19 protein-coding genes and 1 tRNA gene are annotated in these 22,169 nt (G+C 67.3%); 19 read left to right on the top strand and 1 reads right to left on the bottom strand.

Features of this window, described 5'->3' with window-relative positions; genetic code table 11:
* The first annotated feature begins 75 nt into the window (after positions 1-75).
* From hflK to B0684_RS11905, 4 genes are all read left to right on the top strand, one after another.
* Positions 76-1,290, top strand: a complete 1,215-nt coding sequence (hflK, locus tag B0684_RS11920) for an FtsH protease activity modulator HflK (RefSeq protein WP_018649730.1) — start codon at positions 76-78, stop codon at positions 1,288-1,290.
* Positions 1,290-2,174: a protease modulator HflC gene (gene hflC / locus B0684_RS11915; protein WP_018649731.1), complete on the top strand. Its 885-nt coding sequence runs from the start codon at positions 1,290-1,292 to the stop codon at positions 2,172-2,174. Before hflK ends, hflC begins: the two co-directional genes overlap by 1 nt.
* Positions 2,175-2,307: 133 nt before the next feature.
* Positions 2,308-3,492, top strand: a complete 1,185-nt coding sequence (locus B0684_RS11910; RefSeq protein ID WP_018649732.1) for an ATP phosphoribosyltransferase regulatory subunit — start codon at positions 2,308-2,310, stop codon at positions 3,490-3,492.
* Positions 3,492-4,793 carry an adenylosuccinate synthase gene (locus B0684_RS11905; RefSeq protein WP_018168149.1) on the top strand — a complete coding sequence of 434 codons (1,302 nt, stop codon included), beginning with the start codon at positions 3,492-3,494 and terminating at the stop codon, positions 4,791-4,793. The genes B0684_RS11910 and B0684_RS11905 overlap by 1 nt, the downstream gene beginning before the upstream one ends.
* A 152-nt stretch (positions 4,794-4,945) precedes the next feature.
* Here the strand turns inward: B0684_RS11905 and B0684_RS11900 are convergent.
* Positions 4,946-5,032: transfer RNA gene (locus B0684_RS11900), tRNA-Leu, on the bottom strand.
* Between the two features lie 245 nt (positions 5,033-5,277).
* Between B0684_RS11900 and rnr the strand changes: the two genes are divergently transcribed.
* The 15 genes from rnr to B0684_RS11835 form a co-directional block, all read left to right on the top strand.
* Positions 5,278-8,112: a ribonuclease R gene (rnr, locus tag B0684_RS11895; RefSeq protein ID WP_018649733.1), complete on the top strand. Its 2,835-nt coding sequence runs from the start codon at positions 5,278-5,280 to the stop codon at positions 8,110-8,112.
* Positions 8,113-8,218: 106 nt separating this feature from the next.
* Positions 8,219-8,995, top strand: a complete 777-nt coding sequence (rlmB, locus tag B0684_RS11890; protein WP_018649734.1) for a 23S rRNA (guanosine(2251)-2'-O)-methyltransferase RlmB — start codon at positions 8,219-8,221, stop codon at positions 8,993-8,995.
* Between the two features lie 171 nt (positions 8,996-9,166).
* Complete coding sequence (gene rpsF, locus B0684_RS11885; RefSeq protein WP_018168152.1) at positions 9,167-9,571, top strand: 30S ribosomal protein S6; 405 nt, start codon at positions 9,167-9,169, stop codon at positions 9,569-9,571.
* A 42-nt stretch (positions 9,572-9,613) separates the two neighbouring features.
* Entirely contained in the window at positions 9,614-9,838 is a 225-nt protein-coding gene (gene rpsR, locus B0684_RS11880) for a 30S ribosomal protein S18 (RefSeq protein WP_018144049.1), read from the top strand.
* 30 nt (positions 9,839-9,868) lie between these two features.
* The gene (locus B0684_RS11875; RefSeq protein ID WP_018649735.1) at positions 9,869-10,804 is read left to right on the top strand and encodes a YybS family protein; all 936 of its coding nucleotides are present in this window, start codon (positions 9,869-9,871) and stop codon (positions 10,802-10,804) included.
* 68 nt (positions 10,805-10,872) lie between these two features.
* Positions 10,873-11,322 (top strand): 50S ribosomal protein L9, encoded by a 450-nt coding sequence (gene rplI / locus B0684_RS11870; RefSeq protein WP_018144047.1) that lies wholly within the window; start codon positions 10,873-10,875, stop codon positions 11,320-11,322.
* 79 nt (positions 11,323-11,401) lie between these two features.
* Positions 11,402-12,760, top strand: a complete 1,359-nt coding sequence (gene dnaB / locus B0684_RS11865; RefSeq protein WP_018144046.1) for a replicative DNA helicase — start codon at positions 11,402-11,404, stop codon at positions 12,758-12,760.
* A gap of 7 nt (positions 12,761-12,767) precedes the next feature.
* The gene (gene alr, locus B0684_RS11860) at positions 12,768-13,877 is read left to right on the top strand and encodes an alanine racemase (protein WP_026313014.1); all 1,110 of its coding nucleotides are present in this window, start codon (positions 12,768-12,770) and stop codon (positions 13,875-13,877) included.
* Positions 13,878-13,930: 53 nt separating this feature from the next.
* Positions 13,931-15,124, top strand: a complete 1,194-nt coding sequence (locus tag B0684_RS11855) for an O-succinylhomoserine sulfhydrylase (protein WP_018168155.1) — start codon at positions 13,931-13,933, stop codon at positions 15,122-15,124.
* 7 nt (positions 15,125-15,131) lie between these two features.
* Positions 15,132-16,604: a cardiolipin synthase gene (gene cls / locus B0684_RS11850; RefSeq protein ID WP_018168156.1), complete on the top strand. Its 1,473-nt coding sequence runs from the start codon at positions 15,132-15,134 to the stop codon at positions 16,602-16,604.
* A gap of 91 nt (positions 16,605-16,695) precedes the next feature.
* The gene (locus tag B0684_RS13955; RefSeq protein ID WP_196793817.1) at positions 16,696-17,052 is read left to right on the top strand and encodes a hypothetical protein; all 357 of its coding nucleotides are present in this window, start codon (positions 16,696-16,698) and stop codon (positions 17,050-17,052) included.
* Positions 17,053-17,160: 108 nt separating this feature from the next.
* Complete coding sequence (locus B0684_RS14010) at positions 17,161-17,292, top strand: hypothetical protein (RefSeq protein WP_017925682.1); 132 nt, start codon at positions 17,161-17,163, stop codon at positions 17,290-17,292.
* Positions 17,293-17,303: 11 nt separating this feature from the next.
* A complete protein-coding gene (locus tag B0684_RS11845; RefSeq protein WP_018649737.1) occupies positions 17,304-19,823 on the top strand; it encodes a heavy metal translocating P-type ATPase in 2,520 nt (839 codons plus the stop codon).
* Positions 19,820-21,403: a multicopper oxidase family protein gene (locus B0684_RS11840; protein ID WP_018649738.1), complete on the top strand. Its 1,584-nt coding sequence runs from the start codon at positions 19,820-19,822 to the stop codon at positions 21,401-21,403. Before B0684_RS11845 ends, B0684_RS11840 begins: the two co-directional genes overlap by 4 nt.
* Positions 21,404-21,428: 25 nt before the next feature.
* On the top strand, positions 21,429-22,169 hold a 741-nt coding region (locus B0684_RS11835), incomplete at its 3' end, for a ferritin-like domain-containing protein (RefSeq protein ID WP_077277037.1).

Below are 22,169 nucleotides of genomic sequence, written 5' to 3'. Positions count from 1 at the left end.
GTGACCCCTTATGCCCGCCGGTCTCCATGGATTCCGCGTCGGGCGCAGCCCTGAGCGAGCGACGGAGTCCACTCCATGCCCTGGAACGAACCGGGAAACAACAACCGCGACCCCTGGAGTGGGGGTGGTGGCGGCCAGCGCGGTAGCGGTGGCGGCGGAAGCGGTAACCAGCCGCCCGATCTCGAAGAAATGATGCGCAAGCTGTCGCGTCAGCTGAACGGCATCTTCGGCGGGGGCGGCAGTGGCGGCTCCGGCGGTTCCGGAAGCGGCGGCATGGGGCGCGGCACGCAGGCCCTGGTCAGCCTCGGTCTGATCATTGCCGTGGTTGTCTGGCTGGCCTCCGGATTCCATATCATCTCGGAAGGCGAGCGCGGTGTCGTGCTGCGTTTCGGCGAATTCCAGCAAGTGAAAAACCCGGGGCCGGGCTGGCACCTGCCGTACCCGATCGAGCGCGTCGAGATCGAGAATGTCGACAACGTGCGTACGCTCTCCCACCGTGCGCTGATCGTGACCGGTGACGAGAACATCATTGATGTCGACATCGCGGTGCAGTACCGCGTCCTCGATCTGGTCGACTACCTGTTCAACGTGCGCGACCCCGACACCACCGTGAACCAGGTGATGGAGTCGGCGATCCGCGAGCGTATCGGCAAGAACAACCTGGACTTCATCCTCGGCGAGGGGCGTGGCGAGATCGCATCCTCCTCGCGAGTGGTGATGCAGGAAAACCTCGATTCCTATGGCGCGGGCATTATCGTGACGGCCGTGTCCATGCAGCAGGCGCAGCCGCCGGAGCCGGTGCAGGAGGCCTTTGCCGACGCGATTCGTGCCCGCGAGGACGAGGTGCGTTTCCGCAACGAGGCCGAGGCCTACGCCAACGGTGTGATTCCGCGGGCACGCGGTCAGGCCGCCCGTATCATCGAGGAGGCCGAGGGTTACCGGGACCAGGTGATCGCGCGCGCCGAGGGTGACGCCTCGCGCTTCGATCAGTTGCTGGCCGAATACCAGCAGGCGCCGGACGTAACCCGCGACCGCCTGTACCTCGAGGCCGTCGAGGCCGTGCTGCAGGATTCCCGCAAGGTCATGCTGGATGTGGGCAGCAGTAACAACCTGATGATGCTGCCGCTGGATCAACTGTTCCAGGGGCAGCGCTCCACCACTAATTCCGGTGACACGCCAACACCGCGGCCGCTGGATACCAGCCGCAGCACGTTCGGCAACAGTGGCACGGGCACGAACCGACTGGGCGATCGCAGCCCGGCCGCCCAGCGTTCGCGGGAGGTTCGCTAATGTTACGCATCGTCGGTATTGCCGTAGTCGTGCTCGGGATCGTGGTCGCGCTGTCGACCTACACCGTCGACGAGCGTGACCGCGTGATCAAGTTCGCCCTCGGGGAGATCCGGGAGGTCGACCCGGCCCCTGGGCTGCACTTCAAGTTCCCGCTGATCCAGAACGTCGAGAAGTTCGACGCCCGGATCATGACGCTGAATATCCCGCCGGACCGGTTCCTGACCTCCGAGGCGAAGAACATCATTGTCGACTTCTACGCCAAGTGGCGGATCGACGATGTCGGTCAGTTCTACCGTGCCACCCGTGGTGACGAGCGTCTGGCCGAAGAGCGCCTGGCCCAGATCCTGCGCGACGGGATGCGTAACGAGTTTGCTCGCTTCGAGTTGCAGGACGTGGTCGCTGGCGAACGCCTGACGATCATGGGTGCGGTGCGCCAGACTGCGTTGGAGACCGCGCAGGAGCTGGGGATCGACCTGGTTGATGTCCGCATCCGCCGCATGGACCTGCCGGAAGAGGTGTCCGAGTCGGTATACGAGCGCATGCGCGCCGAGCGTCAGCGGGTCGCCCAGGACTTCCGCGCCCGCGGTCAGGAAGAGGCCGAGCGCATCCGCTCGCGCGCCGACCGTGAACGCACGGTCATCCTGGCGAACGCCTATCGGGACTCGGAAGAGATCCGCGGTGGCGGTGATGCGATCGCCACCGAGACCCTCGGGCGCTCGTTTGGCGAGGATCAGGAATTCTTCCGCTTCTATCGAAGCCTGATCGCCTACCGCAATAGCATGAGTGGCGAGAACAGCACCTTCATCCTGGAACCGAACTCCGAGTTCTTCCAGTTCTTCAACGCCCCCGGTGGCGAACGCCCGGCGCCGTTGCCGACCCGGTAAAGGAGGGGCGGAGGCGGTCCGCCGTGGCCGCCTCGAAGGTGGCCGTTTGCAACGGGCCCGGAAGATTCCGGGCCCGATTTTTGCCGGGCCGCCACTCGGGCGTGGCGGATCACAGCACAAGAGCAGGGACGAGATGACCGATATCAACCGCTGGTTGCTGCCGGACGGGCTGGAGGAGGCCCTTCCGGATGCTGCGCGCCGTCTGGAGGACCTCCGCCGGCGCGTGCTGGACCAGTTCGACACCTGGGGCTATGACCTGGTGATGCCGCCGCTGGCGGAGTATCTGGAGTCCCTGTTGACTGGTGCCGGGCACGCGCTGGATTTGCAGACCTTCAAGCTGACGGATCAGCTCACTGGCCGCATGATGGGCGTGCGCGCAGACCTGACCCCGCAAGTGGCGCGGATCGATGCTCACCGTCTGCGTGTCCAGGGCCCGAATCGGCTTTGTTACGTGGGCAGTGCGCTGCGTACCCGTGCAGATGAATGGTCGGGTTCACGCAGTCCGCTTCAGGCTGGGGCCGAGCTGTTTGGCCATGACGGGATCGATAGTGATCTCGAGATTATCCGGTTGATGCTGGCGACCCTGGCCGCCTGCGGAGTGGAACGTCCTAGCATGGATCTCGGCCACGTCGGGATCTATCGTGCCCTGGCGCAGGATGCGGGTCTGGATGCGAGCCAGGAGCAGGAATTTTTCGATCAACTCCAGCGCAAGAGCGTGCCCGAGATCGAACAGACCCTCGCGGCCTGGCAGGCCGGCGGCATGGATCCGGCGGCCTGTGCGCGGCTGCGCTCCCTGGTGGATCTGAATGGCGACGCCACGGTACTCGACGCTGCCCGTCGCGCCCTGGCCGGTGCACCCGTCGAGGTGGCGGTGGCGCTGGATCACCTGCAGGCTGTGGTCGCACGGCTTGAGGCGAGCGAGCCGGGCCTGGACCTGCACCTGGACCTGGCCGAGTTGCGCGGCTATGCCTATCACACCGGTCTGGTGTTCGCGGCCTTCGTGCCCGGGTCCGGCCAGGCGATCGCGCGCGGTGGCCGTTATAACGAGATCGGTCGCGTCTTCGGCCGCGCACGGGCGGCCACCGGTTTCAGCACCGATTTGCGCGCCTTCGTGCGCCGCGAGGCCGGGGCGCCGATGACGCCTCGTCAGACGGTGCTGGCACCGGCCACCGGCGATGTGGCGCTGGAGGCGGCCATTGCGGATCTCCGTGCCCGCGGCGTGCGCGTAGTGCGCGAGCTGGAAGGCCAGGACAACGAAGTACCCGGGGGCGCGCGGCTCGAGCCGCGCGCCGGGGAATGGACAGTAGTGGAGCATTGATGGCGATGGGACGTTTTGTAGTCGTACTGGGCAGCCAGTGGGGTGACGAGGGCAAGGGCAAGATTGTCGATCGTCTGACCGAGGATGCCGCGGCCGTCGTGCGCTTCCAGGGCGGGCACAATGCCGGGCATACCCTGGTGATCGATGGCGAGAAGACCGTGCTCCACCTGATCCCGTCGGGCATCCTGCGGGAGGGCGTGGAATGCATGATCGGCAATGGCGTGGTGCTCTCGCCCGAGGCTCTGATCACCGAGATGGAAGAGCTGGAGGCCAAGGGTGTGCCGGTGGCGGACCGTCTGCGCCTGTCGGATGCCTGCCAGCTGATCCTGCCCTACCATGTAGCCCTCGACCTGGCGCGCGAAAAGGCCCGTGGCAAGGCCGCGATCGGGACCACCGGGCGCGGCATTGGCCCCGCCTACGAGGACAAGGTTGCGCGCCGGGGCCTGCGCCTGGACGACCTGTTCCACCGCGAACGCCTGGCGGCCAAGCTGGGCGAGGTGATGGACTATCACAACTTCGCGCTGAAGCATTACTTCAAGGCCGCGACCATCGACCAGCAAGAGGTCTTGGAGCAGTGCCTGGCGCACGCCGAGCGCCTGCAGCCGATGGTCACCGACGTGGCGGGCCGCCTGCACAAGCTGCGCGAGCAGGGCAAGGACGTCATGTTCGAGGGGGCCCAGGGCACGCTGCTGGACATCGACCACGGCACCTATCCGTTCGTGACTTCGTCGAATACCACCGCGGGTGGTGCGTCCACCGGGTCGGGTGTGGGGCCGCGCGACCTCGACTACGTGCTGGGGATCACCAAGGCCTACACGACCCGGGTGGGCGCCGGACCGTTCCCGACCGAGCTGTTCGACAACATGGGTGAACACCTGGCGCGGCAGGGCAATGAGTTCGGTTCCACCACGGGGCGCGCACGGCGCTGCGGCTGGTTCGATGCCGTCGCGCTGAAGCGAGCAGTCAAGGTGAACAGCATCAGCGGATTGTGCATGACCAAGCTGGATGTGCTGGATGGCCTGGAGAACGTGCAGATCTGCGTGGGCTACAACTGCGATGGCGAGACCCGCGAGGCGCCGCCGTCCGGCGCCGAGGCCTATGCGGCCTGCACGCCGATCTACGAGGAGATGCCGGGGTGGACGGAATCCACGGTCGGGATCCGCGAGTATGACCAGTTGCCGGCTAATGCCCGCGCCTATCTGGAGCGTCTGAGCGAGGTGGTCGGGGTGCCGGTCGACATGGTCTCCACGGGGCCCGATCGTGACGAGACCCTGGTGTTGCGCGACCCGTTCGACAGCTGATTGCGTGTCTCCCTGGGCACGTCGGGGCGCGCACCACCGTGCGGGCTCCGGCGAGCCGAGTGGCGGAGCAGGTGGGATTCGCCACGCAGAAAATCCGCCACCCTCACGGGTGTCGCTTCGCGTATAACAGGGATTCGAATACAGCTGAAAAATGGTGCCGAGGAGAGGACTTGAACCTCCACGGGGTTACCCCCACTAGCACCTGAAGCTAGCGCGTCTACCAATTCCGCCACCTCGGCACGAGGGACGACACACAATGAGGAAACCGTGTGTCCTGCGCTTCAGGAGCGCGCAATATAGTGCGCGGCTGGGGGGCTGTCAACGCCCCGGAGCGGGAATGTTTCCCTCCGGTGTGGTCGGCAGGGGGCGCGCAAACGCGTCCCCTGCGCAACAAAATTCCGCATGCCTCATAATGGGCGCTTTGCGCGCCCAGCCGGATTCCCGGCGAGGGGCTGCCCATTGCAACATCCACAGAGTTCACTGAATGCCAAGACAACGTCGCAAGACCCCCGCCGATCCCAATTTCGAGCGCGAGGCGCAGAAATACGACAACCCCATCCCCAGTCGCGAGTTCATCCTCGGGCTTCTGCAGGAAGCCGACAATCCGTTGTCCTACGACGAGATCGCGGAACGTCTGAAGATCGACGACGAGGATCGCCTCGAGGCCCTGCGCCGCCGCCTGAAGGCGATGGAGCGCGATGGGCAGGCCCTTTGCAACCGTCGCGGTGCCTATCTGCCGGTCAACCAGGAAGACCTGATCCGCGGGCGCGTGATCGGTCACCCGGATGGTTTTGGTTTTCTGGTGCCGGACGAGCAGGATGACGACCTGTTCCTGTCGCCGAAGCAGATGCGCGGGGTATTTCATGGCGACCGGGTTCTGGCCCGGGTCATGGGCGTTGATCGTCGCGGCCGCCGCGAGGGCGGGATTGTCGAGGTCCTGGAGCACAACACCACCCAGGTGGTCGGGCGCCTGAAGATCGAGGACGGTGTCGGCATCCTGACCCCGGACAACAAGCGCATCACCCACGACATCCTGGTGCCGCCGGACGGCCTGGGCGAGGCGGAGGACGACCAGATCGTGGTCGTGCGCATCCGTGAATCCGCTTCACGCACGGCGCGCCTGCGTGGGGACGTGCAGGAAGTCCTGGGCGAGCACATGGCGCCGGGTATGGAGATCGACATCGCGATCCGCGCCCACGCCCTGCCGCACGAGTGGCCGGACGAGGTCACCGCGGCGGCTGACGAGCTGGGCGCCGAGGTGGCCGAGGCAGACAAGAAGGATCGCCTGGACCTGCGCGAGAAGCCGTTCGTCACGATCGATGGCGACGACGCCCGCGACTTCGACGACGCCCTGTACTGCGAGCCGGAAGGCAAGGGCTGGCGGCTGTGGGTTGCGATCGCCGACGTGTCGCACTACGTCCAGCGCGACGCCGCGCTGGATCGCGAGGCGCGCACGCGCGGCACCTCGGTGTACTTCCCGAACAACGTGATCCCGATGTTGCCGGAGGCCCTGTCCAACGGTCTGTGCTCGCTGAATCCGAACGTGGACCGGTTGAGCATGATCTGCGAGATGGAGATCGGTGCGCGCGGGGCGCTGAAGAGCTATCGCTTCCACGAGGGACTGATCCGTTCGCACGCCCGCCTGATCTACGAGGACGTGGCCGCGATGCTCGACGGCGACGCGGCGCAGCGCGAGCAGAACGCGCATGTGATGCCGAACCTGGAGACCCTGCACCAGGCCTTCAAGGCCCTGCACGCGGCGCGCAATCGCCGGGGCGCGATCGACTTCGACACCACCGAGACCAAGATCGTCTTTGGCGAGGACCGCAAGATCGAGAAGATCGTGCCGACGGTGCGCAACGATGCGCATCGCCTGGTCGAGGAATGCATGATCATGGCCAACGTGGCCGCCGCGCGCTTCCTCAAGAAGCACAAGGTGCCGGCGCTGTACCGCATCCATGATCAGCCGCCGTCGGACAAGATCGACGACCTGCGCGAGTTCCTCAATGGCGCGGGCCTGAGCCTGGGTGGTGGTGACGAGCCGAGCCCCGCCGACTACACCGAGGTCCTGAAGGCGGCGCGCCAGCGCACCGACCAGCAGCTGATCCAGACCGTGCTGCTGCGCTCGCTGAGCCAGGCGGTGTATGCCCCGGAACTCGACGGCCACTTTGGCCTGGCGCTGGACGACTACGCGCACTTCACCTCGCCGATCCGCCGCTATCCGGACCTGCTGGTGCATCGCGGCATTCGCCATGTGCTGCGCAAGGGCACCGCCAAGGCCTTCCCGTACTCGCATGGCGACATGGAGCAGTTGGGTGAGCATTGCTCGATGGCCGAGCGACGCGCCGACGACGCGACCCGCGACGCGGTGGCCTGGCTGAAGGCCGAGTACATGCAGGACAAGGTCGGCGAGACCTTCCCCGGCGTGGTCTCCGGAGTCACGGGGTTCGGTCTGTTCGTGGAGATCAAGGACGTCTACATCGAGGGCCTGGTGCACGTGACCAGCCTCGACAACGACTTCTACCACTTTGACCCGGCGCGCCACAGCCTGACCGGCGAACGCGGTGGCCGGGTGTTCCGTATCGGCGACGAGCTCCAGGTGCAGGTGGCCCGGGTGAGTCTGGATGATCGCAAGATCGATCTGGCCCTGGCCCAGGAAGCGGGTCAGCCGAGTCCCGCCGCTCCGCCGCCGAAAAAGCGCAGCCGTCGTAGCAAGCGCCGCAAGGATGCCGATGCGGCGCCGGTCGAGGCCGCCGCCGAGCCAACCGCAGCAGCGCCCGAGCCTGAGGCAAAGCCCACAGCAGCCGGGCCGGGAGCGCCCGCGGCCGACGATGATGCCCCGGCGCCGAAGAAGAAGCGCCGCCGTCGTGGTGGCCGCCGCCGTGGGGCCGCCGGTGGCGAGACGAGCCCTGCTGCCGAGCCGAGCCCGGCGAAAGAACCGAGCTCGGAGAAAGAGCCGAGCCCAGGGAATGAAGCGAGCCCAGGGAATGAGGCGAGCCCGGGGAATGAGGCGAGCCCGGGGAATGAAGCGAGCCCGGGGAATGAAGCAAGCCCGGGCAATGAAGCAAGCCCAGGCAATGAACGTAGTCGGGGCAGCGGACGTGGCCGGGGCAACGTACGCCGCCCGCGGAGCGCGCCGGATGAAGGCAACAGCGATGCCCCGGAACCGGGCAACGAGGCGGTTCCGCCGCCGCGACCCGAGGCCGACAAGGACGGAAATACCATTGTCGAGCCGAGTGCGGATCGCCCGGCCAAGGCCAAGGAATCCTCTGGGTCCGGACGAGGCCGCAGCCGTCGTCGACGTCCGTCCTCGTCCTGAGGCACCGGGTGAACCCGCGTCTGTTCCCCCGCTTGCTCGGGGGCCGCTCAGGCGGTGTCCGCCGGGGCGTTGACCCGTGGCGGGATCGCCGTGCCGGAGGTTCGCGATGAGCAAGGGGGGCAAGGGTAGCCGCGCCGAGACTTTTGGTGGCATCCACGCAGTGGCCGCCGTGTTGCAGCGGGCCCCGGAGCGGGTCAAGCGGCTGCAGCTGGCGACCGACCCCATCGAACCCGCCCTGGAGCGCCTGCGAGCGCTGGCGCAGTCGCGGGGCATCTCGATCGAGCGGGTAGGCCGCGAGCGGCTCGATCAGCAGCTTCCGGGGTTCCAGAACCAGGGTGTGGTCGTGCACTGCACGCCGCGTCCGCTGCTGGACGAAAAGGCCCTGATCACCCGGGTGCGCGATGGCCTGGATCTGCTGCTGGTGCTCGACGGGGTGACCGACCCGCACAATCTCGGGGCCTGCCTGCGGACCGCGGATGCGGCCGGGGCCGGGGCGGTGGTCATGCCGCGCCATCACAGCGCCGCATTGACCCCCGCCGCCATCAAGGTGGCGTCCGGGGCCGCCGAGACCGTGCCGGTGGTGACGGTCGGCAATCTCGCGCGGACGCTGGCAGTCCTGAAGGATGCCGGGATGTGGACCGTAGGCCTGGCCGGGGAGGGGGGAGAGAGCCTCTATGATCTGGACCTGCGCCCGCCGACCGCGATCGTCATGGGGGCCGAGGGCGAGGGCCTGCGGCGTCTGACCCGGGAGGCCTGTGACCACCTCGCGGCCCTGCCGATGCAGGGCGCGGTGGAGAGCCTCAACGTCTCCGTCGCCACCGGCGTCACCCTGTTCGAGGCGGTCCGTCAGCGCCGCGAAGGTCCGCCGGCTGGTTCTGCGTAGCTGGTAGCCTTCCCATGGGCGGTGCAAACCCCTGTTTCGCCGGCCCCTGCTTGTTGTTGGCGCCCGCTTCGGTTATCGTGTCGCGCCTTTCTGCCCTGCGGCTGCGTCCGCTGGGCCGAACCCTTGCCTCACCGCATTTGACGGGAGGCTGATACCCGCAAGGAGTTCCCGATGCGTCATTACGAAGTTGTATTCCTGGTCCACCCGGACCAGAGCGAGCAGGTCCCGGCGATGATCGAGCGCTACAAGGGCCTGGTCGAAGGTCATGAAGGCAAGATCCACCGCCTGGAAGACTGGGGCCGCCGTCAGCTGGCCTACCCGATCCAGAAGCTGGTGAAGGCCCACTACGTGCTCATGAACATCGAGGCCTCGGAAGAGGCGATGGAAGAGCTCGCCAGTGCCTTCCGGTTCAACGATGCCGTGCTGCGCCACCTGGCAATGCGCATGGAAGAGGCCGTGACCGAGATCTCCCCGCTGGCCAAGGGCCAGGAAGAGGAGAGTGGCAAGGGCCGTCGCCGCGAGCGTGACGACGAGGGTGGCGAAGGCGCCTCCGACGACTCGGCTTCCGCCGAGTAAATCCCGCCCGTTCGTTGACCGAATCATTGAAGGAGATCTGACATGGCCCGTTTTCCGCGTCGCCGCAAGTATTGCAAGTTCACCGCCGAAGGCATCGAGTACATCGATTACAAGGACCTGAATTTGTTGAAGGGGTTTGTGACCGAGACCGGCAAGATCGTACCCAGCCGTGTCACCGGCACCAGCGCGAAGTATCAGCGCCAGCTGGCCACGGCGGTGAAGCGTGCGCGCTTCCTGGCCCTGCTGCCGTACAGCGATAACCACTAAGTCCCGCACCGGTTCGCCGGGGCCGTCGCCATGCGCGTACTGGCCGAATTTGCGATGAAAAGCCGGAGCCGCGCCGTAGGCGCGGTTTCCGGCTTTGGCGTGGCGGGCCTGTTCCTGCCTCCGGTGGCGCTGCTCAGCAGTGCGCTGATCGCCCTCGTGGGGCTGCGCATCGGCCTGCGCCAGGCACTCCTGGTGATGGTGCTGTCCGCAGTGGTACTCGGGGTGGCGATGTTTGTCCTGATCCCGGAGGCCCCGCTGTTCGCGGGGGTGGTTGCCGGGGTGGTGCAGTGGGCGCCAGTGGCGCTGCTCGCCGAGCTGCTGCGGCGCACGATCTCGTGGCGCATGACGCTGCAGGTCGCCGCCGCGGTCGCCGGGATCGGCGTGCTGGCCGTGCACCTGCTGGTGCCGGATCTGGAGTCCACCTGGGCCGAGGCGGGCATGGCCCTGCTGGGGCCTCTGGTCGAGGGCAGCGAGACCGGGCCACAGGAGTTGGAGGCGGGGCTGCGCCGCGCGGCGCCGTACCTGACCGGGCTCTTGGCCGGGATCCTGCTGCTGAGCCTGACGCTGGCCGTGCTGCTGGGTCGCTACTGGCAGGCACTGCTGTACAACCCGGGGGCGTTCGGCGAGGAGTTCCGGGGGCTGCAGTTCGGGCGGATGCTGAGTGCCGTCACGCTGTTGCTGGCCGGTATCGGGCATCTGGGCCCGGTCCCGGTGGCCACGGAGTTGGCGTTCATCCTGGCGGTGCTGTTCTTCCTGCAGGGGATCGCGCTGATGCACGCGCTGACCTTCCGGCAGGGGATGAGCAGCTTCTGGCTGGTGGGGATGTACGTGCTTCTGGCCCTGGCCATGCCGCAGATGTTTCTGCTGCTGGCCACCATCGGGGTGATCGACGCCTGGGCGGATATCCGCTCGCGACTGGGCCCCGGTTCCGCGCAGGGCGGGCAGGACAGTGACAACAATCCGTGAGACCGGTCCGAGACCGGTGTAGAATGCGCCCCTTCGGGGGCTGATCAAACGTTACAGGAATACCAAAGATGGAAGTCATTCTGCTGGAAAAGATCGATAACCTGGGCACCCTGGGCGACCGCGTCAACGTGCGTCCGGGATTTGCGCGCAACTTCCTGCTGCCGCAGGGCAAGGCCAAGTTTGCCACCGCCGAGAACATCGCCGAATTCGAGGCGCGTCGCGCCGAACTGGAAAAGGCGGCGGCCGAGGCCCTGGCTGCGGCCGAGGCCCGCAAGGAAAAGCTGGACGCAACCGTGCTCGAGATCACCGCGAAGTCCGGTGGCGAAGGCAAGCTGTTCGGCTCCATCGGCCCGGCGGACATCGCCGACGCGCTGACCGCCAAGGGTACCGAAGTCGAAAAGCGCGAAGTGCGCATGCCGGAAGGTCCGCTGCGCACCACCGGTGAATTCGAGATCGGCCTGCACCTGCACTCGGACGTGGACGTCGACATCCGCGTCGTCGTGATCGGCGAAGAGTGATCCGCCGGATGTCGGGAGGGTGGCCCCACCGGGTCGCTGATACCCGGCACATGGGCGGGTTCGTCGCATGAACTCGCCCATGATCCCGAATCCGCGGGTCCCCCCGCATTCCGAGGAGGCCGAGCAGGCGGTCCTCGGAGGGCTGATGCTGGATAACGCTGCCTGGGACCGGGTGGCGGACCGCATCACTGCAGACGACTTCTACCGCCATGATCACCGCCTGATCTTCCGGGCGGTATCCGCGTTGGCGGATCGTAATGCCCCGTTCGACATGGTCACCGTGTCGGAGCAGCTGGATCGCACGACCGAGCTGGAATCGGCCGGGGGCATGGCCTATCTCGGACGGCTGGCCGCCGAGACGCCGAGTGCGGCCAACATCGTGGCCTATGCGGATATCGTCCGCGAGCGCTCTATCCTGCGTTCGCTGATCTCGGTAGGTACCGAGATTGCCGATTCCGCCTATACCCCGGACGGCCGCGGTTCCAAGGAACTGCTGGACGTGGCGGAGCAGAAGGTCTTCCGCATCGCCGAGCAGGGTGCGCGCGGGGCTCAGGGCTTTCGCGGGATGAAGCCACTGCTGACGGCGGCGGTGGACCAGATCGAGTATCTCTACGAAAGCCAGAATCCAATCACCGGGATTGCCACCGGTTACCAGGATCTGGATGCCCTGACCTCGGGGCTGAATCCGGGCGATCTGGTGATCGTGGCCGGGCGGCCTTCGATGGGGAAGACCTCGTTCGCGATGAACATTGCCGAGTATGTGGCGATGAAGAACTCCGAGCCGGTCGCGATTTTCTCCATGGAGATGCCGGGTGAGCAGCTGGCCATTCGCCTGCTGTCCTCGATGGGGCGGATCAACCAGCAGAAGCTGCGCTCCGGACGCTTGGAGGATGGCGACTGGCCGCGCCTCACCAGCGCGGTGCAGATGCTGTCCGAGGCCCCGCTGTACATCGACGATACGCCGGCGCTCTCGCCCACCGAGCTGCGAGCACGGACCCGGCGGTTGATGCGCGAACACAAGGGCCTGGGCCTGATCGTGGTCGACTACCTGCAGCTGATGCAGTCCCCCGGCAGCAGCGAGAATCGCGCCAACGAGATCTCGGATATCTCGCGTGGCTTGAAGGCCCTGGCGAAGGAGCTGAGTGTGCCGATGATCGCGTTGTCGCAGCTCAACCGTTCGCTGGAACAGCGTCCGAACAAGCGCCCGGTGATGTCCGACCTGCGCGAGTCCGGGGCCATTGAACAGGATGCGGATATCATCGCCTTCGTTTATCGCGACGAGGTCTACAACGACGAGTCGCCCGACAAGGGCACGGCGGAGATCATTATCGCCAAGCAGCGTAATGGCCCCATCGGGACCGTGCGCCTGACCTTCCACGGGCAGTTCACGCGCTTCGAGAACTACGCCCCCGACGTTTACGGCGAGATCGGCCACTAGGCACGACGTGAGACGCGCGGCCTGCATCCACCTTCATCCCGAGGCGCTCCGACACAACCTGGGTGTGGCGCGCCGCTTGGCGCCGGGCGTTCCGATGTGGTCGGTCATCAAGGCCGAGGGCTACGGCCATGGTCTGCTGTGGGCGGCCGAGGCCCTTGCGCAGACGAGCGATGGTTTGGCGGTCTCTCAGATCGGCGAGGCCCGCGCCTTGCGCGCTGCCGGCTTCGGCGGCCCACTCCTCGTGTTGCAGGGCCCGCGCGACGTCTCCGAGGCGCGTGCCTGTACCGAGTTCGACCTGCAGCCCGTGCTGCACGACGCGACGCAGCTTGACCATCTCGACGCCGCTGGCGTGGTGCTTCCCGTGGTCTGGGTCAAACTCAACACCGGCATGAATCGCCTGGGTTTCGCGCCGCAGGTGGCAAAGCGCGTCGCCACGCGTTTGCAGGCCGCCGGACACGGGTGCGGTGGCCTGCACTGGATGACGCACCTGGCGTGCGCCGACGAGCCCGGGCATCGGCAGAATGCTTGCCAGCTGGAACAATTCGGCGCGACGGTTTCCGCTTTTCCGGGGCTCCGTAGCGTGGCCAATTCGGCGGCCCTGTTCGCCGGCTGGGGCAAGGGCGGGGCGTCGGCGGCGCCCGGCGACTACTGGGCACGCCCCGGCATCATGCTCTACGGCGCGCATCCGGCCTCGGTCCCCGTCGAGCACCTCCCGGAGGGCCCGGACGGTGATCTGCGCCCGGCGATGACCGTGCGCGCCCCGATCATCGCCACCCAGCCTCTCGAGCCTGGCAGTACGGTGGGCTATGGCGCGACCTGGACCGCCGCCGCTCCGGGCCGTGCCGGGATCGTGGCAATGGGATATGCCGATGGCTACCCGCGGCATGCCCCGTCGGGCACGCCGATCCTTGTGCAGGACCGGCTCTGCCCGTTGATCGGGCGTGTCTCCATGGACATGCTGGCGGTGGACCTGTCCGGGTTGCCGGAGGTGCAGGTCGGTGCCATGGCGACGTTGTGGGGCGAGGGCCTGCCGGTGGAGCGGGTCGCCCGCGCGGCGGGCACCATCAGCTACGACGTGCTCACGCGCGTGGCGGACCGGCTGCAGCCCGGAAACTGACGAAAACGCCGGGTACACTGTCCGGTCAGCAATCCGTGGCCCGAGAGACCCCAATGACCGATTTCGATCCCAGCGAATACGACCCGCAGACCGTCGCCATCCGCTATGGCTACCAGCGCACGCCCGAGGGCGAGCACTCCGAGGCGATCTTCCCGACCTCGAGCTTCGTGTTCGGCTCGGCCGCGGAGGCCGCCGCGCGCTTCGGTGGCGAGGTCCCGGGCAATATCTATTCGCGCTTCACCAACCCCACCGTGCGCACCTTCCAGGACCGCCTGGCCGCGCTGGAGGGCGGCGAGTCCTGCGTGGCGACCGCCTCCGGGATGTCCGCGATCCTGGCGACCATGATGGGCCTGCTGAAGGCGGGCGATCACGTGGTTTGTTCGCGCTCGGTGTTCGGGACCACCACCGTGCTGTTCAACAACTACCTGGCGCGTTTCGGCGTCGAGGTGACCTACGTCGAGCTGTCGAACCTCGAGGCCTGGGAACAGGCGACGCAGTCGAACACGCGGCTGTACTTCTGCGAGACGCCATCGAACCCGCTGGGCGAGGTGGTGGACATCCGTGCGCTGGCCGACATCGCCCATCGCCGCGACGTGCTGCTCGCGGTGGACAACTGTTTCTGCACGCCGATCCTGCAGCGCCCGCTGGATCTGGGCGCCGATATCATTATCCACTCGGCGACCAAATTCCTTGACGGCCAGGGCCGCTGCCTCGGCGGTGCCGTGGTGGGCGACGCCGAGCGGGTGGGCAAGGAGGTCTACGGCTTCCTGCGCACCGCGGGTCCGACGTTGTCGCCGTTCAACGCCTGGGTGTTCCTGAAGGGGCTGGAGACGCTGCCCCTGCGCATGCGCGCGCACAGCGATAACGCGCTCAATCTGGCGCAGTGGCTCCAATCCCACCCCGCGGTCACGGCCGTGCATTACCCCGGCCTCGAAGATCACCCGCAGCACGGGATCGCGAAGCAGCAACAAAGCGGCTTCGGCGGGGTGCTGAGCTTCGAGGTCGCCGGCGGGCGCGACGCCGCCTGGTCGGTGATCGACGCCACGCAGTTCCTGTCGATCACCGCGAACCTGGGGGATGCCAAGACCACCATTACCCATCCGGCCACCACCACCCACGGTCGCGTGGACCCGGAGAAGCGCGAGGCCCAGGGTATTACCGAGGCCCTGGTGCGGGTCGCGGTCGGGCTCGAGGCCGTCGCCGACATCCAGCGCGATCTGGCGCGCGGCCTCGACGCCCTGGGCTGAGACGGGTATGTCGGCTTCCAGCGGGGAGGCCCGTTCGCAGCCGCGCCGGCGGCGCCCGCGCTGGCGCGTCCTGCTGACTGTGGTCATTGCGTTCCACCTGCTGGGCTTCCTGTCCTCGCTGGATGCGCTGATGTCCACCCGCACATCGCAGGGCGCGGTGGCCTGGATCGTTTCACTCAACACCGTGCCGTATGTGGCTGTCCCGGCCTACTGGGTGTTCGGCGCCAGTGAGTTTCGCGGCTATGTCGTGGCGCGCCGCGACGAGGACTCCAGCCTGGCCCGGGCCCTGCAGCCGAAGACCGAGGAGCTGTGGTCGCACCAGTACCTCGCAGAGGAACCCAGCAAGCACCTGGACGGCGTCCAGCAGCTCGCCCGCTGGCCGTTTCTCCACGGCAACGAGGTCGAGCTGCTGGTGGACGGCGAGGCGACCTTCGACAGCATCTTCCGGGGGATCGAGCAGGCCGAACGCTACCTGCTGGTGCAGTTCTATATCGTGCGTGACGACGCGATCGGGCGCGAACTCCAGCGCCGGCTGGTGGAGCGTGCCGAGGCCGGTATCGAGGTCTATTTCCTGTATGACGAGATCGGGAGCTACCGCCTGCCCGGATCCTATCTGGATACCCTGCGCGAGGCCGGTGTGCACGTGCAGCACTTTCACTCCACCCGCGGACGCGGCAATCGCTTCCAGCTGAACTTCCGCAATCATCGCAAGATCGTGGTCGCCGATGGCGAACAGGCCTGGGTCGGCGGGCTGAACGTGGGCGACGAGTACCTGGGCCGCGATCCGGCAATCGGTGCCTGGCGCGACACCCACCTGCGTATTGCGGGGCCGTCCGCCCTCGCGTTGCAGTCGGTGTTCCTGGAGGACTGGCACTGGGCCACCGAGGCGGTCCCGGAGCTGGAATGGAAGCCGGCGACCATGGCGGAGGACGGGGTCCCGGTACTGATCCTTCCCTCCGGTCCGGCCGATGAATTCGAGACCGCCAGCCTGATGATGCAGCAGGCGATCCACGCGGCGGACCGGCGCATCTGGATCGCCAGCCCGTACTTCGTGCCCGACGAGGGCGTGCAGGGCATGCTCAAGCTGGCCGCCTTGAGCGGCGTCGACGTGCGCGTGCTGATTCCCGAGGTCACCGACAACCCGCTGACCACGCATGCGGCCTACGCCTTCCTGGGGCCGCTGCTGGACGCCGGCGTGCGCATCTATCGTTACGAGGACGGCTTCCTGCACGGCAAGGCGTTCGTGGTGGACGACATGGGCGCGGCCGTGGGTACGGTGAACCTGGACAACCGTTCCTTCCGGCTGAACTTCGAGGTCACGGCACTGGTGCTGGACCCGGCCTTCGCGCGCGAGACGGCGCGCATGTTCGAGGCCGACTTCGCCCGTTCCCGCGAGATGACTCCGCAGGACGTGAACGATCTCCCGCTCTGGCGCCGCGTGGCCGCGCGTGCCGCCTACCTGCTGGCGCCGGTGCTGTAATGTTGTTGTGCTTCCCTGCTTGATCTATCTCATGTGACCGGTCCGCGACGCTGCTAGACTTGTAAAAAGAATGCTCTTTCGAGGCCTGCCCGTGTCGCGAGCCCTGTCCCATCTGCTGACTCTGCTGATTGCCGCCGCGCTGTTGCTGGCGCCGATCGCCGGTGCGGGCATGATGCATGGGGATCACGGGGCGGCAATCGCCACGCCGGGCCACTGTCCGGATCAAGGCGCCACCTCGCCCTCGGAACCCCTGCCCTTGGACCCCGCGGTTCAGGCGGACTTCTCGGGCTGCGAGATGCCGTGCGCGGTTTGCGGTATCTGCGGGGCCTCCGCCTTGCCTTCCTCCGTGACCAAGCCGGTCACTGCATCGCTGTCCCGCCCCGTTCCGGGGGCCGTGGCCATGGGTCCCGGCGCCCGTTCGGGCCCGGATCTGCGTCCCCCTCTCTGAGTCCTCCCTGGCCGGGCGTCCGCCCGGCCCCGGGCGATTGCGGATCGCCCCCTCGATACGCGAAACCGCGTATCGCCGTTGAATTTAAGTCCTTGGGAGGACTCCATCATGATGAATGAACAAGGTTTTGGCTGGCTGGGCGGTATGGGTCTGGGCGGAGGCCTGATCGGGCTTCTGGTCCTGGTACTGCTGATCCTCGCGATCGCCGCGTTGATCAAGTATTTGTTCGGTGGTCGGTAAGGAGTCACGCGATGACGACGTCAGAAACGAAGCCGGCGACCGCCCGCGAGGCGGTGGTCATCGTCCCCGGCATGGGGTCGGACCACTGCGGGGGCATCGTGCGCTCGGCGCTGGAAAAGACCCCGGGGGTGACCTCGGTGGGGACCAATATCGCCCGGCACCGGGTGACGGTGGGGTATGACCCCGACCAGGTCGACCCGCAGGGGCTGCGCGCCGCGGTGGAGGGCGCCGGCTACGACGTCGCACAGGTCGAGAGCGAGGCCGGGGGTTCCGGTTCGGTGCGGCTGGTGGTGCCGGGCATGGGTTCGGATCACTGCGCCGGCATCGTGCGCGCGGCGATCGAGAAGCTCGCCGGGATCGAGACGGTGCGCACCAACATCTCCGACCACCGCGTGACGGTGGAGGTGACGCCGGACGGGCCCGATGGCGAGGCCCTGCGCGCGGCTGTGGAGGGGGCCGGCTACGACGTGGCGGCGGTGGAGACCGACGACGCCGCCAGCGAGGCGGACGACGCGGCGATCGACGCCGCCTACGTGAAGCAGGCCTGGAACCGTCTGTGGTTCGCGATGGTGCCGACCATCGCGATCATGGTCCTGATGATGCCGCACATGTTCTGGCAGCCGATCCCCGGCTATCTGTTGATCATCGCGTTGCTGGCCTTCCCGGTGGTGTTCCTGGCGGGGGGCGCGGCCACGCATCGGTCCGCCTGGCGTTCGCTGAAAAGCGGCAACCTGAACATGGACGTGCTGATCTCCATGGGCTCGCTGCCGCCCTACCTGATCGGGCTGGTTGGTTTCGTCTATCCGATGACCTCGTTCATCGAGATGGCCGCGACCATCATGGCCTTCCATATGCTCGGGCGCTATCTGGAGTATCGCGCGAAGGGCGAGGCCTCCTCGGCGATCCGCAAGTTGCTGGACCTGGGTGCGAAGACCGCCCGGGTCGAGCGTGATGGCGAGGAGGTCGAGGTGTCGGTCAAGTCGCTCCAGGTGGGCGACGTGATGATCGTGCGCCCGGGCGAGAAGGTGCCGACCGATGGCGAGGTGGTGGCCGGCGAAAGCACCGTGGACGAGTCCATTGCCACCGGCGAGTCGGTCCCGGTGGACAAGGGCGAGGGCGACACCGTGCTTGGCGCCACCCTGAACCAACAGGGGCGATTGAAGGTGCGCGCCACCCGCGTCGGCGCCGATACCTTCCTTTCGCAGGTAATCCGCCTGGTCAACGAGGCGCAGGGCTCGCGCGTGCCGGTGCAGGAACTGGCGGACCGCATCACCGCGCGCTTCGTGCCGGCGGTGCTGGTGATCGCGCTGGCCGCGTTCGCGGCCTGGCTGGCGTTCTCCGGGGCGTTGCAGCCGATCCTGGTCTGGGGCGAGGGCTTCCTGCCCTGGGTCGATTCCGAACGCCCGCCGCTGGTGCTGGCGATCCTGGCGGCGATCGCCGTGCTGGTCATTGCCTGCCCCTGTGCGCTGGGGCTGGCCACGCCCACCGCGCTGATGGTCGGGTCCGGCATGGGGGCCGAGCGCGGCGTGTTGATCCGCTCGGGCTCCGCGATCCAGACGCTCAAGGACATTGCGGTGATCGTGCTCGACAAGACCGGCACCATTACCCGGGGGAAGCCGGCATTGACCGACGTCCTCCCGGCCGAAGGCTTTGACGAGTCCCGGGTGCTGCGGGCGGCGGCGGCCGTCGAGGCCGGTTCCGCACACCCGCTGGCCGATGCCATCGTGCAAGGGGCGCGCGACAGGGAGCTGGAGGTCGCCGAGGTCGAGCAGTTCCAGTCGCATACCGCACGTGGAGTGGAGGCCCACCTGGACGGCGAGCGGGTGCTGGTGGGAAGCCAGCGCCTGCTGGAGGAGCAGGGCCTGGATCCGTCGGCCCTGCTTGGGCCGTTGCGGGAACTGGAGGATGCCGGCAAGACCGCGATGCTGGTGGCCATTGGCGACCAGGCGGCCGGCGTTGTCGCGGTCGCCGATACGCTCAAGGAAGAGTCGCAGGCCGCGATCGAACAACTGCATGACCTCGGTATCCGCTGCGTGATGGTCACCGGCGACAACGAGCGCACCGCGAATGCCGTGGCCGCCCAGGTGGGAATCGACGAGGTGCGCGCCGGCGTGCTGCCGGAGGGCAAGGTCGAGGCCATCCGCGAGTTGCAAAAGGAGTACGGCGAGCACGTGGCAATGGTCGGCGACGGCATCAACGACGCCCCGGCCCTGCAGCAGGCCAATGTCGGCATCGCGATCGGGGCCGGCGCCGACGTCGCGATCGAGGCCGCGGACGTGACCCTGGTGCGCGGGGAGCTGACCAAGGTCGTCGAGGCCGTCCAGCTGTCGCGGCTGACCTTCCGCAAGATCGTGCAGAACCTGTTCTGGGCCTGGGGCTACAACAGCGCCGCGATCCCGATCGCCGCGGCCGGGCTGCTGCACCCGATGATCGGTGTGGTCGCGATGACCGCCAGCTCGCTCTCGGTGATCGGCAATTCCATTCTGCTGCGCCGGAGCATGCCGGCATCCCGTACTGGAGAAAAGCAATGATGAAACGACGTCAGTTTCTGGGGCTGGCCGCGGCGCTTCCCGTCATCACCACATTCGGCGGTTGGAGCCTGTTCAACCATGCAGTGTCCGCCCCCCGTTTCGACAACGCCCTGTTTCTGCCCGGCGCGGACGGCCCGTTTGCGGTGCTCGCACCCAACAAGCCGTTCACCCTGGTCGCGGAGCAGGGGTGGCTGCCGGTGCCGGGGCGCGAGGAGACCCCGTTCCTCTGGTACCGGACGCAGATGAACGGCCATGAATACCAGAATCCGATCCTCTTGTTGCGCACCGGCGATGAACTGGACGTGACCCTGGACAACCAGCTCGACGAGGGCACGATCATCCACTGGCATGGCCTGCATGTTCCGGGCCGGGTGGACGGCCATCCGATCCATACGGTCGACCCCGGTGAGCAGTACGAATACCGCTTCAAAGTGACCAACCGTGGCGGTACCTACTGGTATCACACCCATGCCCATCACCGGACCGCGCGCCAGGCCCACCAGGGGCTGGCGAGCTTCCTGCTGGTGAGCGACGACGACAACGAGGCGCTGAACGAGGCGCTGGGGCTGGAGCTGGGCACGACCGACCTGCCGCTGGTACTGCAGGACAAGCGCTTCGACCGGCTCGGCCATCTGGTGTACCGGCCGAACCCGATGCAGGGGATGATGGGCTATCTCGGCGACGAGGTGCTGGTGAACATGACGCCGGCCGCGACGCACGAGGTGGAGCGGCGTATCCATCGCCTGCGCCTGCTGAACGGCTCCACCGCCCGGATCTACCGGCTGGCCCTGCGCGCCGAGGGTCAGGCCATTCCGTTCCGGGTCATCGGCACGGACGCGGGGCTGCTGGAGTCGCCCCGGGAGGCCCGGGAGGCCTTCCTGTCGCCGGGAGAACGCCTGGAGGTCCTGGTTGACTTCGCCGCGTTTGCCGGAGGCGACCGGGTCGAGCTGCACAGCCTGGAATTCGACCCGATGGCCGGTGGCGGCATGGGCGGCGGAATGATGGGGCGTGGCATGGGCGGCGGCATGGGTCGCATGATGGGTGGCGGCATGCACGACGGCGATCCGCTCGCATTGCTCGAGTTCGTGGTCCGCGAGGGCGAGGCGGTCACCGCCGAGGTGCCCGAGCGTTTGTCGCGGATCGAGCCCATCGACGTGACGGATGCCGGCGAACGGGATATCCGTCTGGACATGGCACCGATGCAGTGGCGCATCAACGGAGAGACGTACGCTCCTGACCGGGTGCCGATCGAGGTGGATGCCAATACGCGGGAGGTGTGGACGATCCGCAATGCGGACCGCAGCATGCCGCATCCGATGCATATCCATGGCTTCTCGTTCCAGGTGCTGTCACGTTCAGGCGGTCCGGACTTTGTGCGCCAGCAGGCCGTGAACGATGAAGGCCTGACCGTCACGGACCTGGGCTGGAAGGACACGGTCCTGCTGTGGCCGGGCGAGACGGTGCGCATCGCGATCGACTTCACCCATCACTACGATGGCGATCAGCTCTACGTGTTCCACTGTCATAATCTGGAGCACGAGGACAACGACATGATGGTGAACGTGCGCGTCCGGGCCTGACCGTGCGTAGCGACAGAGAGATGCCATGAGCGAAAGACCGCGGCCGCACCCGGCCGTCTACCGCGCGGCCGAGGCCGCCCTGCGCGAGCGCGACCCGGAGGCCAAGTGCGAGCGTGTGCTGGAGCTGGCGCGCGCCTGGTGGGCGGATGAGCTGGAGGGCGCGAATGCCCCCGCGCCGCAACGCATGGAGGTGCCGGGGCGGCCTGAGCGGCCGGTGCTGGTGCATCCGAAGGAGCTGCCGCGGCGTGGACTGAATACCACTGCCGGTCGGGTCGCGCTGGTGCATGCGGTGGCGCACATCGAGTTCAATGCGATCAACCTGGCGCTCGATGCCGTGTACCGATTCCGCGCCATGCCGGCGCCGTTCGTCAGCGACTGGCTGCAGGTCGCGGCGGAGGAGGCGCGGCACTTCCGGCTGCTGCGGGCGCGCCTGCACGAGCTGGGTGCGGACTACGGCGACCTGCCCGCCCACAACGGCTTGTGGGAGGCGGCGCTGGCGACCGACCACGACGTGATGGTGCGCATGGCACTGGTGCCGCGGGTGCTGGAGGCGCGGGGCTTGGACGTGACTCCGGGCATGATCCAGCGGCTGGAAGCGGCGGGCGATACCGACACCGTGGCGCTGCTGGAGATCATCCAGCGCGAAGAGGTCGCGCACGTAGCGATCGGTACGCACTGGTTCCGCGAACTGGCCTGGGCACGGGGTCTCGATCCCGAACCGCTGTTCCTCGACCTGTTGGCCGAATACATGCCCGGCCGCGTGCGC

This window comes from Thioalkalivibrio versutus (genome assembly GCF_001999325.1).
GTDB lineage: Bacteria > Pseudomonadota > Gammaproteobacteria > Ectothiorhodospirales > Ectothiorhodospiraceae > Thioalkalivibrio > Thioalkalivibrio versutus.
This window is presented reverse-complemented; position numbering and strand designations above follow the sequence as displayed.